General features: G+C 72.0%; 10 protein-coding genes and 1 riboswitch. Of the genes, 2 read left to right on the forward strand and 8 right to left on the reverse strand.

Going from position 1 to position 14,060, the window contains the following annotated elements; genetic code table 11:
* Window positions 1–3: 3 nt before the first annotated feature.
* The 3 genes from IE277_RS24280 to IE277_RS24290 form a co-directional block, all read right to left on the reverse strand.
* The gene (locus IE277_RS24280) at window positions 4–1,194 is read right to left on the reverse strand and encodes an alkaline phosphatase family protein (RefSeq protein WP_189955799.1); all 1,191 of its coding nucleotides are present in this window, start codon (window positions 1,192–1,194) and stop codon (window positions 4–6) included.
* On the reverse strand, window positions 1,194–1,790 hold the full coding sequence (locus IE277_RS24285) for a DUF5998 family protein (RefSeq protein ID WP_189955800.1): 597 nt from the start codon (window positions 1,788–1,790) through the stop codon (window positions 1,194–1,196). Before IE277_RS24285 ends, IE277_RS24280 begins: the two co-directional genes overlap by 1 nt.
* A 90-nt stretch (window positions 1,791–1,880) precedes the next feature.
* Window positions 1,881–4,727, reverse strand: coding sequence for a bifunctional acetate--CoA ligase family protein/GNAT family N-acetyltransferase (locus IE277_RS24290; RefSeq protein WP_189955801.1), 2,847 nt, complete (start codon window positions 4,725–4,727; stop codon window positions 1,881–1,883).
* 177 nt (window positions 4,728–4,904) lie between these two features.
* Between IE277_RS24290 and IE277_RS24295 the strand changes: the two genes are divergently transcribed.
* Complete coding sequence (locus IE277_RS24295; protein ID WP_003993478.1) at window positions 4,905–5,186, forward strand: HPr family phosphocarrier protein; 282 nt, start codon at window positions 4,905–4,907, stop codon at window positions 5,184–5,186.
* A 148-nt stretch (window positions 5,187–5,334) separates the two neighbouring features.
* On the opposite strand, the gene IE277_RS24300 is transcribed toward IE277_RS24295, so the two are convergent.
* The 4 genes from IE277_RS24300 to IE277_RS24315 all read right to left on the reverse strand — a co-directional run bounded on the left by IE277_RS24300 (window position 5,335) and on the right by IE277_RS24315 (window position 10,194).
* Window positions 5,335–6,021: a GntR family transcriptional regulator gene (locus IE277_RS24300; protein WP_189955802.1), complete on the reverse strand. Its 687-nt coding sequence runs from the start codon at window positions 6,019–6,021 to the stop codon at window positions 5,335–5,337.
* Window positions 6,022–6,220: 199 nt separating this feature from the next.
* A complete protein-coding gene (locus IE277_RS24305) occupies window positions 6,221–6,976 on the reverse strand; it encodes a M23 family metallopeptidase (protein ID WP_189955803.1) in 756 nt (251 codons plus the stop codon).
* Between the two features lie 12 nt (window positions 6,977–6,988).
* A riboswitch (cyclic di-AMP (ydaO/yuaA leader) is annotated at window positions 6,989–7,152 on the reverse strand.
* Between the two features lie 250 nt (window positions 7,153–7,402).
* On the reverse strand, window positions 7,403–8,803 hold the full coding sequence (locus IE277_RS24310) for a M16 family metallopeptidase (protein WP_189955804.1): 1,401 nt from the start codon (window positions 8,801–8,803) through the stop codon (window positions 7,403–7,405).
* A complete protein-coding gene (locus IE277_RS24315) occupies window positions 8,800–10,194 on the reverse strand; it encodes a M16 family metallopeptidase (RefSeq protein ID WP_189955805.1) in 1,395 nt (464 codons plus the stop codon). Before IE277_RS24315 ends, IE277_RS24310 begins: the two co-directional genes overlap by 4 nt.
* A 279-nt stretch (window positions 10,195–10,473) precedes the next feature.
* Between IE277_RS24315 and IE277_RS24320 the strand changes: the two genes are divergently transcribed.
* The gene (locus IE277_RS24320) at window positions 10,474–12,933 is read left to right on the forward strand and encodes a DNA gyrase/topoisomerase IV subunit A (RefSeq protein WP_189955806.1); all 2,460 of its coding nucleotides are present in this window, start codon (window positions 10,474–10,476) and stop codon (window positions 12,931–12,933) included.
* Here IE277_RS24320 and IE277_RS24325 read toward each other — a convergent pair.
* The gene (locus IE277_RS24325) at window positions 12,930–14,057 is read right to left on the reverse strand and encodes a CobW family GTP-binding protein (protein ID WP_229881938.1); all 1,128 of its coding nucleotides are present in this window, start codon (window positions 14,055–14,057) and stop codon (window positions 12,930–12,932) included. The genes IE277_RS24320 and IE277_RS24325 overlap by 4 nt on opposite strands.
* Between the last annotated feature and the right edge of the window lie 3 nt (window positions 14,058–14,060).

Here is a 14,060-nt window from a genome sequence, read left to right on the forward strand (position 1 = left end):
GCGTCAGGAACGTACTTCGAGCAGCGGGACCAGCTGCTCGGCGGGCGTCATCGAGCCATGGTTGCCGACCAGCGCCGACTCCTTCGGCTCCCGCTCGGTGGCGATGATCAGGACGTCGTCGTGCGCGGCCGCGATCACGTCGCCGAGCCGGGCGTACACCCGCTCGTCGATCCGCGGCCCGAACCAGCCCGCCGCGATCGCCTCGTCCCGCGAGGCCACCCAGAACTGCTCCCCGAGCACCTCGCGCCAGACGGTCAGTACGTCGCTCTCGGCGCCCGGCACCGCGTACACATGCCGCGCCCGCCCCTCGCCGCCCAGCAGGGCGACCCCGGCGCGCAGCTCCCAGTCCGTGTCGAAGTCGATGCGGTGCTCGTCGTCGAACGGGACGTCGACCATGCCGTGGTCGGCGGTGACGTAGAGCGCGCTGCGCGGCGGCAGTTGCTCGGCCAGGCGCTGGGCGAGCCGGTCGACGTACATCAGCTGGCCGCGCCAGGTGTCGGAGGCGACGCCGTAGCGGTGTCCGGCGCCGTCCAGCTCGGAGTAGTACGTGTAGACCAGCGAGCGGTCCCCTGCGGCCAGTTGCCCGGCCGCGAGGTCCATGCGGTCCTCGCCGCTCAGCCGGCCGTGGAAGCCGCCGCCGCTCAGCGCGATCTTGGTGAGCGGGGTGTGCTCGAAGGCGGGCGAGGTCACCTGCGCGGTGTGCACTCCGGCCGCGTGGGCCAGCTGGAAGACCGTGGGATACGGCTGCCAGGAGTGCGGGTCGGTGTACGGCTGCCAGCGGAGCTGGTTCATCAGCCCGCCGGTGGCCGGGTCGCGCACGGTGTAGCCGGGCAGGCCGTGGGCGCCGGGCGGCAGGCCGGTGCCGACGGAGGCCAGGGAGGTCGCGGTGGTCGCCGGGTAGCCGGCGGTGAGCGGGCGGCCGGTGCCGCCGCGCGAGCTGCCGAGCAGCGAGTTCAGGAAGGGGGCCTCGTCGGGGTGGGCCTTCAGCTGTTCCCAGCCGAGCCCGTCGACCAGGAAGACACAGACCCGGTCGGCCGCGGTCAGTTCCCCGATCGTGGCCCTCGGGCCGGGGACGCCCAGGCCGGCGGCCAGGGTGGGCAGCAGGTCGGCGAGGGAGCCGGTGCCGTACTCGGGCAGCGGCGCGGTGTGCAGGGCGAGGGGTTCCGGGTGGTCCCAGGCGGAGAGCTGGGACATCAGCGGGTGGTGTCCGCGGTCGCCTCCGAGATGGCCTGCGCGAAGGCGAGCGCCTGGCGCACCGTCTCCGGGCCGTCCCCGGCCTCGCTGACGCGCAGGCTGAGGTCGTCCGCCGTGGAGCTGCCCGTGTAGCCGTGGTCGGCGTCGCAGTTGGGGTCGCCGCAGGCGGCGGGCTCCAGGTCGATGCGGCTCACCGCACCCCAGCCGATGGTCAGCACGATCTCGCGGGGCAGTGTGCCCGGCTTGTACTGCTCGGGGTTCGCGACCACGCGGCTGACCACGACCGAGGAGATCCGGCCGAGCTTCACGGACTCGGTGGAGGTGGTGGCGTACGGCGTCGGGGAGGTGCTGTCGGCGGCCTGCTCGTCGGTGTGGCTGACGATGAAGCGGTTGCCGGTGAGGACCAGCACCGTCACATGCCGGCGGACCTCGTTCTGGTCGAACGTGGTCTCCTGATGGACCAGGTACGACCGGATGGGCTCGCCGCCCACAGCGGCCTCCACCGCCTCGGCCACGAGGGCCGGGTAGTAGCCGCTGCGCTCGATCGCCGCGCGCAGCCCCTGGGTCGTCGTACTGGTCTTGGCCATGGCGTCCATCCTAATCCGTGGGCAAGGGGGGTCCAGGCCAGTCGCCGAGACCGGACGCGGCCTGCCCACGCGCTTTCCCCTCCCCTCCCCTCCCCTCACTCAGTACGCCGGCATCGTGCGCGGACCCAGGTCGTCGCGGGCGGGCGGCGGCGCGAGCCGTACCGTCGCGCCGAGGACGCTCACGCCGTGCGGGGCGACGACGACCGGCTCCAGGGTGACCGCGACCACCTCCGGGTGGTCGTCGACCAGCCGGGACACCCGCAGCAGCAGCTCCTCCAGCGCCGGGGTGTCCACGGGGGTGGAGCCGCGCCAGCCGAACAGCAGTGGTGCCGTGCGGATCGACCGCACCAGCGAGGTCGCCTCCCGGTCGGTGACCGGGACGAGCCGGTGCGCCATGTCCCCGAGCAGTTGCGAGGCGGCCCCGGCGAGCCCGAAGGACAGCACGGCCCCGGCCGCCGGATCGATCACCGCGCGTACGACGGTGTCGACGCCGCGCGGTGCCATGCCCTGCACCACCGGCCGCAGCTCTTCCGGTCTCCCGAACAGCTCCGTCAACTCGGCGTAGGCCCGGCGCAGTTGCTCCTCGTCCGCGAGGTCCAGGCGTACGCCGCCGAGGTCGGCGCGGTGCCTGAGGTGCGGGGCGGTGGCCTTGAGGGCGACCGGGTAGCCGAGGGCGCGGGCGGCCTCGCCGGCGGCGTCGGGGGTGAGGGCGGGCAGCGCGCGCCGCACGGAGATGCCGTATGCGCCGAGCAGGTCGCAGATCTCCGCGCCGGAGATCGTGAACCCTTCCCCGCGCGCGAGCAGCGCACCGATCAGCCGCGCGGCCCCCTTCTCGTCGATGTCCTCGTACTCGGGCACCTTCCCCGGGTCCATGGCCTCCCGCCGCCACTGCCCGTACCGAACGGCTTCGGCGAGCGCCCGCACCGCGCGTTCGGCGGCGGGGTAGGCGGGGATGAGCCGGGTGCCTTCAGGGGGGCTCGCCACGGCGGAGGGGCCGGCTTGGGCGTCGGCTGCCGCGGCGGCCTTCGCGGGTACCGCCACCGCGGTGCCGAGTGCCTTCTCGACGGCCTGCGGTGCCGTGCTCGCCGCTGCCGACAACGCCTCGGCAAGCCCCCCGAGCTCCACATGCACCACCAGCACCGGCTTGCCGGGCACCGCGGCCGCCGCGGACCTCAACGCCTCAGCCAGCTCCGCGTCCCCGGGCGACGCTTCCCCGATGGCGGGGATCGCCGTCACCACGACGGAGTCGCACGTGTCGTCGGCCAGGGCCCGCGCCAGCGCCCCGTGGAAGCCCTCCGCGGTCGCCCCGGTCGTCAGGTCCAGCGGCCGTGACGGGCGCAGGCCCTCGGCGAGACAGCGGTCGTACGTCAGCGCGCCCAGCGATTCGGAGTTGCCCAGGATCGCCACCCTGGGCCCGGCGGGCAACGGCTGGCGCGCGAGCAGCAGCCCCGCGTCGACCAGCTCCGTGATGGTGTCGACCCGGATCACCCCGGTCTGGCGCAGCAGCGCGGAGACGGTGGCGGGCGGCAGCCGGGTCGCCCGGACCGCGTGTCCCTGGGGCACGGACCCGACGCCCTGCACGACGACCAGCGGCTTGGCCGCCGCCGTCCGCCGGGCGAGGCGGGTGAACTTGCGGGGGTTGCCGATGGACTCCAGGTACATGAGGGCGACGTCGGTCTCCGGGTCGTCGTACCAGTACTGGAGTACGTCGTTGCCGGAGACGTCCGCACGGTTGCCGGCGGAGACGAACGTGGACACGCCCGTGACCCCGGTGACCCCTCCGCCGCGCCGGTGCAGCCGGGAGAGCAGGGCGATACCGATGGCGCCGGACTGGGCGAACATCCCGATGCGGCCGGGGCGGGGCATCTCCGGGGCCAGGGAGGCGTTCAGCCGGACGTCCGCCGCGGTGTTGATGATCCCGAAGGCGTTCGGGCCGATGATCCGCATGCCGTACGCGCGCGCGTGGCGCACCAGCGCCCGCTGCCGCTCGCGCCCCTCGGGCCCGCTCTCGGCGTATCCGGAGGAGAGCACGACGAGCCCCTGCACCCCGTGCTCACCGCACTCCGCGACCACCGCCGGCACATGATCGGCCGGTACGGCGACGACGGCGAGGTCGACGGGGTCCTCGATGTCCCGCACAGAGCGGTACGCCGGCACCCCGTCGATCTCCTTCAGGCCCTCGGGGAAGGCCGCGTTCACGGCGTGCAGCCGGCCGCCGTAGCCGGCGCCCCGGATGTTGCCGAGGACGCTGCGGCCGACCCCGCCGGGGGCGCGGCCGACGCCGACGACCGCCACGGAGCCGGGCGCGAGCAGCCGTCGGACCGAGCGGGCCTCGGCGCGCTGCTCCCGGGCGCGCTGCACGGCGAGGGAGCGATCGGTGGGTTCGAGGTCGAATTCCAGCCGGACGACACCGTCCTCGAAGCTGCGCTTCTGGGTGTAGCCGGCGTCCGTGAACACCTTGATCATCTTGGTGTTCGCGGGCAGCACCTCGGCGGCGAAGCGGCGGATGCCGCGCTCGCGGGCGACGGCCGCGATGTGCTCCAGCAGCGCGGAGGCGACGCCGCGGCCCTGGTGCGCGTCCTGCACGAGGAAGGCGACCTCGGCCTCGTCGGCGGGCGCGGAGGCGGGCATGCCGTCGGCGCCGATGCGGTCGTAGCGTACGGTGGCGATGAACTCGCCGCCGATGGTGGCCGCGAGTCCCACCCGGTCCACAAAGTCGTGGTGCGTGAAGCGGTGGACGTCCTTGGCGGACAGGCGTGGGTACGGCGCGAAGAAGCGGTAGTACTTCGACTCGGCCGAGACCTGCTCGTAGAAGCTGACCAGGCGGTCGGCGTCATCAACGGTGATGGGCCGGATGCGCGCGGTGCCGCCGTCGCGCAGCACCACGTCCGCCTCCCAGTGGGCGGGGTACTCGTGCCGGTCCTGCCGGTCCGCCGGGCTCTGCATGGGCCCCAGAGTACGGCTCGCGTACGACAACGGCGCGGGGCAGTCTGTGGGGGACGTAGGTCGGACCGAGGCCGCGGTCCGACGGCACTCCGGAACAGGACGAAGGTCCGATCCGGGCATGCTTCACGATATGGGAAACTGGTCTAGACAACCCTGAAGACTGAAGGGCAGCAACACATGGCTGAGCGCCGCGTCAACGTCGGCTGGGCCGAGGGTCTCCACGCCCGCCCCGCTTCCATCTTCGTCCGAGCCGCCACGGCCGCAGGCGTCCCGGTGACGATCGCCAAGGCTGACGGCAACCCCGTCAACGCGGCCTCCATGCTGGCCGTCCTGGGCCTGGGCGCCCAGGGTGGCGAGGAGATCGTCCTCGCCTCCGACGCCGAGGGCGCGGACGCCGCCCTCGACCGTCTGGCGAAGCTGGTCTCCGAGGGCCTTGAGGAACTGCCCGAGACCGTCTGAGCATCGGACGCACGGACATGACGGAGCCGCGCCGCCCTTTTCGGGCGGCGCGGCTCCGCGCTTTCCGAGCCCATTGCGCGCACACCGGAATTTCCGCAGCGGAAATACACCGCCGCCGAATATCCCTTCTTTGTATACGGCGACCGTGTTAATGCCGAAGGCCCGACATGTTTACGGCGTGTTGCGAAGTCCTCACACGCTCCGCGGCCCCGGGAAATCGCAGCCGGTGCGCGGCCGTCGCGCGCTCGGTGTGCAGCGCCGTGACCGCCCGCGCGCGCTCACCGTCGCCGCGCGCCACCGCGTCGACGATGGCACCGTGCTCCGCCCAGGAGTCCACCGGGCTCGGCGACGTCTCCACCGCGTACATCCAGGCGATCTTGTGGCGCAGCTGGGTGAGCATCGTGGTCAACGAGGGGCTGCAGCAGGCCTGGGCGAGGGTCTCGTGGAACCAGCCGCCGAGTGAGCGCAGATCCTCGCTGTGTCCCCGCCTGGCCCGCTCCTGGCCCAGCCTGACCAGGCCGCGCAGTACCTTCAGATGGGCCTCCGAGCGTCGCTGCGCGGCTCGGGCGGCGCCGAGCGGTTCCAGGAGCATGCGCATGTCCAGCAGGTCGGCGGCCTCCTGCTCGGTCGGCTCGGCCACGCACGCGCCCGCGTGCCGGCGGGTCACCACGAAACCCTCCGCCTCCAGGGTGCGCAGGGCCTCGCGGACGGGGACGCGCGAGACGCCGTAGCGGCGGGCCAGGACTTCCTCGGTGAGGCGGCCGCCGCGCGCGTGGACTCCGGCGACGATGTCGTCCCGGATCGCCGTGCATACCGAGTGCGCCGGAATACGCATGACCGACCTCCGCCTTAATCCCCGTGAAACGCCGACGATGGACGCCTGTTCCGTGACTCTATTCCAAGGCGCCGGAATTTCCGACGGCGGGCCGTAATCCATGGATATTTTTTGGTCACTCCGCCCGGCGCGCAGCACGCAAAACGGCGAAAGCCCCGGCTCGGTGAGCCGGGGCCTCGGATACCGCGTATACGCCGGTTCAGACGTCCACGCCGTGCTTACGGAGGTAGGCGACGGGGTCGACGTCCGAGCCGTAGTCGGGGGTCGTACGGGCCTCGAAGTGGAGGTGCGGTCCGGTGACGTTGCCGGTGGCGCCGGACAGGCCGATCTGCTGGCCCGGGGTGACCTGCTGGCCGGCCGAGACGCCGATCGACGACAGGTGACCGTACTGGGTGTACATGCCGTCGGCCATGCGGATCACGATCTGGTTGCCGTACGCCCCGCCCCAGCCGGTCGAGACGACGGTGCCCATGCCGACCGCGTGGACGGGTGTGCCGCTGGCCGCATGGAAGTCGATACCGGTGTGCGAGCCGGAGGACCACAGGGAGCTGCTGGCCTTGTAGCCCGTGGAGACATAGGAGTCCGCGATCGGGACGACGAACGCGTTCAGGCGCTCGCGCTCGGCCGCGCGGGCCGCACTTGCCTTGGCCGCGCGCTCCTGCCTGGCCCGTTCCGCCGCCGCCTTGGCCGCGGCCTGCTCGGCCGCCTTCTGCTCGGCGGCCTGCTTCTGGGCGGCGGCCTGCGCGTCGATGTGCTCGGCGATGTCGTCGCCGACGGTGATCACCGGGGTGAGGCCGGTCTGCTCGACGGTGTTCTCGGCGGCGGACGCCGGGGACATCGCGAGGGTGCTGATGACGCCGGTGGTGGTGAGGGCCGCGACACCGGCCGCCTGAGCGGTGGTGCGCTTGACCCGGCCGGGCTTGCGGTGCTTCCCGGTGGCGCACATGAACGCCATGAAGTGGCTGGTCCTTTCCTTCCCTCTCGCCTACCGGGTTAGCTGACGGGTTCGGAGCAGGAAGGTCTCCTACGGGCCCCCTCGCGACACGCGCGGGCGCCCGATTCACCCCAGGGACTGCGTGGGTCCCCGGCTCCCCTGGCTCGCGCCGTACGGGGACTCGGCGATGGCTGTCCGGTGCCGCGGGTGCGGCGCACTGCCTACTGACGAACAGCCTGGACGACGCTACGGAAGCCCGGATTCCAATCCCAAACGGATCCGGGCTTTTGTAGTGCATCCCACAGGGCAGACAGGCAACCTCCGCCGCAAATCGGACATCTGGGGAAGGGAGTCGAGCAACGGGGCCCTGACGGCCCGTAGGTCGTCAGGGCCCCGCGCGCGCAACGTTCGCGCATACGGCGTCCGCTCATGCGGCGTCCGCGTGTGCTACTCCGCGGACACGACGGTGACTTCGCCGATGCCGAGCGCCTCCACCGGCGCCTTGATCTCGGCGGCGTCACCGACGAGGACGGTCACCAGCCGGTCCACCGGGAACGCGTTCACGACGGCCGCCGTGGCCTCCACCGTGCCCGTCACGGCCAGCTGCTGATACAGCGTCGCCTGGAAGTCGTCGGGCAGATACTGCTCGACCTGGTCCGCCAGCGTGCTCGCGACAGCCGCCGCGGTCTCGTACTTCAGCGGCGCCACCCCGACGAGGTTCTGCACCGCGACGTCCCGCTCGGCGTCGGTCAGGCCGTCCGCGGCGAGGGTGCGCAGCACCTTCCACAGGTCGTCCAGCGCCGGGCCGGTGTTGGGGGTGTCCACGGAGCCGCTGATGGCGAGCATCGAGGCACCCGTGGCCCCGCCGGGGGACGCGGGCGCGGAGCGCAGGACCTGGCCGAACGCGCGCACACCGTAGGTGTAGCCCTTCTCCTCGCGCAGGACGCGGTCCAGGCGGGAGGTGAGGGTGCCGCCGAGGCAGTACGTGCCGAGCACCTGGGCGGGCCACACGCGGTCGTGCCGGTCGGAGCCGACACGGCCGATGAGCAACTGCGTCTGCACGGCGCCGGGGCGGTCGACGATGACCACGCGGCCGGTGTCGTCGGCGGTCACCGGCGGCACGGGCCGCGGCTCGCCCGGGGTGCCGGTCCAGGCGCCCAGGGTGTCGCCGAGCAGCGCGTCCAGGTCGACACCGGTGAGATCACCGACGACGACCGCGGTGGCCGTCGCCGGGCGTACATGCCGGTCGTAGAAGGCGCGTACGGCGACGGCGTCGATCTTCTCGACCGTCTCCTCGGTGCCCTGGCGCGGGCGCGACATGCGCGAGGTCTGCGGGAACAGTTCCTTGGACAGTTCCTTGGCGGCCCGGCGGGAGGGGTTGGCCAGCTCGTGCGGGATCTCGTCCAGGCGGTTGCGGACCAGCCGCTCGACCTCGCTCTCGGCGAAGGCCGGGGCGCGCAGGGCGTCGGCGAGCAGACCGAGGCCCTTGGCCAGCCGGGAGGCGGGCACCTCCAGGCTGAGGCGGACGCCCGGGTGGTCGGCGTGCGCGTCGAGCGTGGCGCCCGCGCGCTCCAGCTCGGCGGCGAACTCCTCGGCGGAGTGCTGGTCGGTGCCCTCCGAGAAGGCCCGCGCCATGATCGTGGCGACGCCGTCCAGGCCGGCCGGCTCGGCGTCCAGGGGGGCGTCCAGCAGCACCTCCACGGCGACGACCTGCTGGCCGGGACGGTGGCAGCGCAGCACCGTCAGGCCGTTGTCGAGCGCGGCCCGCTCGGGCGCCGGGAACGCCCACGGCTTGGCCTCGCCGGGCTGTGGCTGGGGGTGGAAGTCCATCGTGGCGAGCTCGGTCACTTGGCCGTCTCCTCGTTCTCGTTTCCGGCCTCTACGGTCGCTTCCTGCTCCGGGTCCTCAGGGACGTCGGCGTCGGGGGCTGCTTCCGGGGACTTCGGTTCGTAGACCAGGACCGCGCGGTTGTCGGGGCGCAGACGGGCCTTGGCGACCTCCTGGACCTCCTTCGGGGTCACCTCCAGGACGCGCTGGACGGCGGTGAGGGCGAGCTGCGGGTCGCCGAACAGGACGGCGAACCGGCACAGTTCGTCGGCGCGGCCGGCGACCGTACCGAGCCGGTCCAGCCACTCGCGCTCCAACTGGGCCTGGGCGCGCTCCATTTCCTCGGGCGTGGGGCCCTCCTCGGCGAACCGGGCCAGCTCCTCGTCGATGGCGGCCTCGATGACCGGCACCTCGACGTCACCGGAGGTCTTCACGTCCAGCCAGCCCATGGAGGGCGCGCCGGCGAGGCGCAGCAGGCCGAAGCCGGCCGCGACGGCCGTACGGTCACGGCGCACCAGCCGGTTGTACAGGCGGGAGGACTCACCGCCGCCGAGGACGGTCAGGGCGAGGTCGGCCGCGTCGCACGCGCGCGTGCCGTCCTGCGGGAGCCGGTAGGCGGCCATCAGGGCGCGCGCCGGGACCTCCTCCACGACGACCTCGCGCTTCTGCTCGCCGATGACGTCCGGCAGGGAGCCGTCGCGGGGGGCGGGCTTGCCGTCGTGCGCGGAGACCGAGCCGAAGTACTTCTCGACCCAGGCGAGGGTCTGCACCGGGTCGATGTCGCCGACCACGGAGAGGACCGCGTTGTTCGGCGCGTAGTAGGTGCGGAAGAACTGGCGGGCGTCCTCCAGGGTCGCCGCGTCCAGGTCCGCCATCGAGCCGATCGGCGTGTGGTGGTAGGGGTGGCCCTCCGGGTACGACAGGCCGGTCAGCTTCTCGAACGCGGTGCCGTAGGGCACGTTGTCGTAGCGCTGGCGGCGTTCGTTCTTGACCACGTCCCGCTGGTTCTCCATGGACTCGTCGTCCAGGGCGGCCAGCAGCGAACCCATGCGGTCGGCCTCCAGCCAGAGCGCGAGTTCGAGCTGGTGGGCGGGCATGGTCTCGAAGTAGTTGGTGCGCTCGAAGCTGGTGGTGCCGTTGAGCGAGCCGCCGGCGCCCTGTACGAGCTCGAAGTGACCGTTGCCCTTGACCTGGGCCGAGCCCTGGAACATCAGGTGCTCGAAAAGGTGAGCCAGGCCGGTACGTCCCTTGACTTCATGGCGGGAGCCGACGTCGTACCAGAGACAGACCGCCGCCACCGGGGTCAGGTGGTCCTCGGAGAGCACCACGCGCAGACCGTTGGCCAGGCGGTGCTCGGTCGCTGTCAGGCCCCCGGAGCCTGCCTCGGCTGTGGTCGTGTGACCCATGGGCATGTACGTCCCTTCGCGAGCGGAGGCGGTTGTGCACACCGCGGTTTTCCTGCCGTTCCTGCCACTGTATGCAACACGTGGGGGGCGTCGGCGAAGTTCCCGCGGGACGTACGCCCACAGCGATCGCGCGGCGTCCCCGCGTCCGCCCCGCGGCGGCCCGCGGATGCCTTCCGGACACCGCCGGGACCTTCTGGGACCGGGTCGTGGCACGGGTTGTCAGTGCCGCGGTCCACAATGGTCGGCGTCAGATCCGTCAATCGCTTCAGCAAGGAGCCGGCAGCGATGGCCCGCCGCAGCACGAAGACCCCGCCGCCCGACGACTCGTTCGAGGAGAGGATCCTCGACATCGACGTCGTGGACGAGATGCGTGGCTCCTACCTCGAGTACGCGTACTCGGTCATCTACTCGCGCGCCCTGCCGGACGCCCGTGACGGCCTCAAGCCGGTGCACCGCCGCATCGTCTATCAGATGAACGAGATGGGCGTCCGCCCGGACCGCGCCTATGTGAAGTGCGCGCGTGTCGTCGGCGAGGTCATGGGCAAGCTGCACCCGCACGGCGACGCGTCGATCTACGACGCCCTGGTGCGCATGGCCCAGCCGTTCTCCATGCGCGTGCCGCTGGTCGACGGCCACGGCAACTTCGGCTCGCTGGGCAATGACGACCCGCCCGCCGCGATGCGGTACACCGAGTGCCGCATGGCCGAGGCGACGAGCCTGATGACCGAGTCGATCGATGAGGACACGGTCGATTTCGCGCCCAACTACGACGGCCAGGAGCGGGAGCCGGTGGCGCTGCCCGCCGCTTTCCCCAACCTGCTGGTGAACGGCTCCTCGGGGATCGCGGTCGGCATGGCGACGAACATGCCGCCGCACAACCTGGGCGAGGTCATCGCTGCCGCCCGCCACCTGGTCCGGTATCCGAACGCGGACCTGGACGCGCTGATGAAGCACGTCCCGGGCCCCGACCTGCCCACCGGCGGCCGGATCGTCGGCCTGGACGGCATCCGCGACGCGTACGCGACCGGCCGCGGCACGTTCAAGATGCGCGCGACGGTGTCCGTGGAGACCGTGACCGCCCGCCGCAAGGGCCTCGTCGTCACCGAGCTTCCCTTCACGGTCGGCCCCGAGAAGGTCATCGCGAAGATCAAGGACATGGTCAACGCGAAGAAGATCCAGGGCATCGCCGACGTCAAGGACCTCACCGACCGCGAGCACGGCCTGCGCCTGGTCATCGAGATCAAGAACGGCTTCGTGCCGGAGGCGATCCTGGAGCAGCTGTACAAGCTGACTCCGATGGAGGAGACCTTCGGCATCAACAACGTGGCGCTGGTGGACGGCCAGCCGCTCACGCTGGGCCTGAAGGAGCTGCTGGAGGTCTATCTCGACCACCGCTTCGACGTCGTGCGGCGCCGCAGCGAGTACCGTCGCGGCAAGCGCCGCGACCGGCTGCACCTGGTCGAGGGCCTGCTCACCGCGCTGGTCGACATCGACGAGGTCATCCGGCTGATCCGGTCCAGCGAGAACTCCGCGCAGGCCAAGGAGCGCCTGATGGAGCGCTTCTCGCTGAGCGACGTGCAGACGCAGTACATCCTCGACACGCCGCTGCGCCGGCTCACCAAGTACGACCGCATCGAGCTGGAGGCGGAGAAGGACCGGCTCACCGCGGAGATCGAGGAGCTGACCCGGATCCTGGAGTCCGACGCGGAGCTGCGCAAGCTCGTCTCGGCCGAACTGGCCGCCGTGGCCAAGAAGTTCGGCACCGACCGGCGTACGGTCCTGCTGGAGTCCGCGGGCACCCCGGTGGCCGCCGTGCCGCTGCAGGTCGCCGACGACCCGTGCCGGGTGCTGCTGTCCTCGACGGGTCTGCTGGCCCGTACGGCGACCGACGAGGCGTTCCCGGAGCAGAAGGGCGCCAAGCGCGCCAAGCACGACCTGATCGCCTCCGCGGTGCCGGCGACCGCGCGCGGCGAGATCGGCGCGGTGACCTCGACGGGCCGGCTGCTGCGGGTCAACGTGGTCGACCTGCCCCAGCTGCCGGAGGCCACGGGGGCGCCGAACCTCTCGGGAGGCGCGCCGCTGACGGAATTCGTCTCCCTGGAGGACGACGAGACGGTGGTCTGCCTGACCACGCTGGACGAGTCGTCGCCCGGCCTCGCCCTCGGCACCGAGCAGGGTGTCGTCAAGCGTGTGGTGCCCGACTACCCGTCCAACAAGGACGAGTTGGAGGTCATCACCCTCAAGGAGGGCGACCGGATCGTCGGCGCGGTGGAGCTGCGTACCGGCGAGGAGGACCTGGTCTTCATCACCGATGACGCGCAGCTGCTGCGGTTCCAGGCGTCCATCGTGCGTCCGCAGGGCCGCCCGGCGGGCGGTATGGCGGGCGTCAAGCTCACCGAGGGCGCGAAGGTCATCTCCTTCACGGCCGTCGACCCGGCGGTCGACGCGGTGGTGTTCACGGTGGCGGGCTCGCGCGGCACGCTGGACGACTCGGTGCAGACGACGGCCAAGCTGACCCCGTTCGACCAGTACCCGCGCAAGGGCCGGGCCACGGGCGGCGTGCGCTGCCAGCGGTTCCTGAAGGGCGAGGACTGTCTGTCGGTGGCCTGGGCGGGCCCGGCTCCGGCACGCGCGGCGCAGAGGAACGGCACGCCGGTCGACCTCCCGGAGCTGGACCCGCGCCGGGACGGCTCGGGCACGTCACTGCCGAAGACGGTGTCCGTGGTCGCCGGGCCGGTGTTCTAGGCGGGCGGATCTTCCAGGTCTGGGTCTTCCAGGTCCGGATCTTCCACGCTGAGGGCGGGCGGATCTTCCAGGTCCGCGTCGTCCGGGCCCTGTACGTAGCGCAGGACGCCCCACATGCCGTGCTCGTCGGCGTGTGGGGCGTCGTTCTTGCACGCCTCCAGTTCCTTGCCGAGGGCACCGGCGTCGATCCCGGAGCCGATCAGGACGAGCTGGGTGAGACGGGCGTCGGCGGACGGCCAGGGCTCGGGGTGGAAGCGCAGGAACCGGCCGACGGCGTGGACGGCGTACCGGTTGACGGGATCGTGGGGTCCGAAGCCGACGTACCCCTTGATCCGGTACAGCCCCTCCGGGCGGCTGTCCAGGAACCGCATCAGCCTGCGGGGGTCCATCGGCAGGTCGGCGACGAAGGACAGGCTGTCGTAGCCGGCGTGCAGATGGCCGGTGTGCGCGTCGTCGTCCCCGGTGTGCTCGTGGACGTCATGGAGGTCGTCGAAGGACAGCTGCCCGATCCGCTCCTCGTTCGGCTTGCAGTCGAAGAGGAACTCCGGGTCGATCCGGCCGTAGGTGGCGGGGACGACCGCGGCACGGTCCGTGAGGGACCGCACCAGGCCCAGTACGCGCTCGCTGTCCGCGGCCCGGTCGAGTTTGTTGACGACCACCAGGTCGGCGAGGGCCAGATGCCGGTCGATCTCGGGGTGCCGGGCCCGGGTGTCGTCGAACTCGGCGGCGTCCACGACCTCGACCAGGCCGCCGTAGACGACCCTCTCCTGCTCGCTGGCCAGCACCATCCGCACGAGTTCCTGCGGTTCGGCGAGCCCGCTGGCCTCGATGACGATCACGTCGATGCCGGTGTCCGGGGCGGCGAGCCGGTCCAGGTAGAGGTCGAGTTCGCTCGCGTCGACGGCGCAGCACAGGCAGCCGTTGCCGAGCGAGACGGTCGAGTCGCCGAGGGCGCCCGCGACGGCCATGGCGTCGATCTCGATGGCGCCGAAGTCGTTGACGATCGCCCCGATCCGGCTGCCGCCGCTGCGGTGCAGGAGGTGGTTGAGGAGCGTGGTCTTCCCGGAGCCCAGGAATCCGGCGAGCACGATGACCGGAATCCGCGGACCGCTGCTGTTCCCCAACGG

The organism is Streptomyces alanosinicus (genome assembly GCF_014650595.1).
GTDB lineage: Bacteria > Actinomycetota > Actinomycetes > Streptomycetales > Streptomycetaceae > Streptomyces > Streptomyces alanosinicus.

Bases quoted from the DNA above. Each gene is read 5' to 3' on its own strand.
- IE277_RS24315 (WP_189955805.1), bottom strand. From the start codon at position 10,194: ATGCCCATGGGTCACACGACCACAGCCGAGGCAGGCTCCGGGGGCCTG.
- IE277_RS24295 (WP_003993478.1), top strand. From the start codon at position 4,905: ATGGCTGAGCGCCGCGTCAACGTCGGCTGGGCCGAGGGTCTCCACGCC.
- IE277_RS24285 (WP_189955800.1), bottom strand. From the start codon at position 1,790: ATGGACGCCATGGCCAAGACCAGTACGACGACCCAGGGGCTGCGCGCG.
- IE277_RS24320 (WP_189955806.1), top strand. From the start codon at position 10,474: ATGGCCCGCCGCAGCACGAAGACCCCGCCGCCCGACGACTCGTTCGAG.
- IE277_RS24305 (WP_189955803.1), bottom strand. From the start codon at position 6,976: ATGGCGTTCATGTGCGCCACCGGGAAGCACCGCAAGCCCGGCCGGGTC.
- IE277_RS24280 (WP_189955799.1), bottom strand. From the start codon at position 1,194: ATGTCCCAGCTCTCCGCCTGGGACCACCCGGAACCCCTCGCCCTGCAC.
- IE277_RS24300 (WP_189955802.1), bottom strand. From the start codon at position 6,021: ATGCGTATTCCGGCGCACTCGGTATGCACGGCGATCCGGGACGACATC.
- IE277_RS24290 (WP_189955801.1), bottom strand. From the start codon at position 4,727: ATGCAGAGCCCGGCGGACCGGCAGGACCGGCACGAGTACCCCGCCCAC.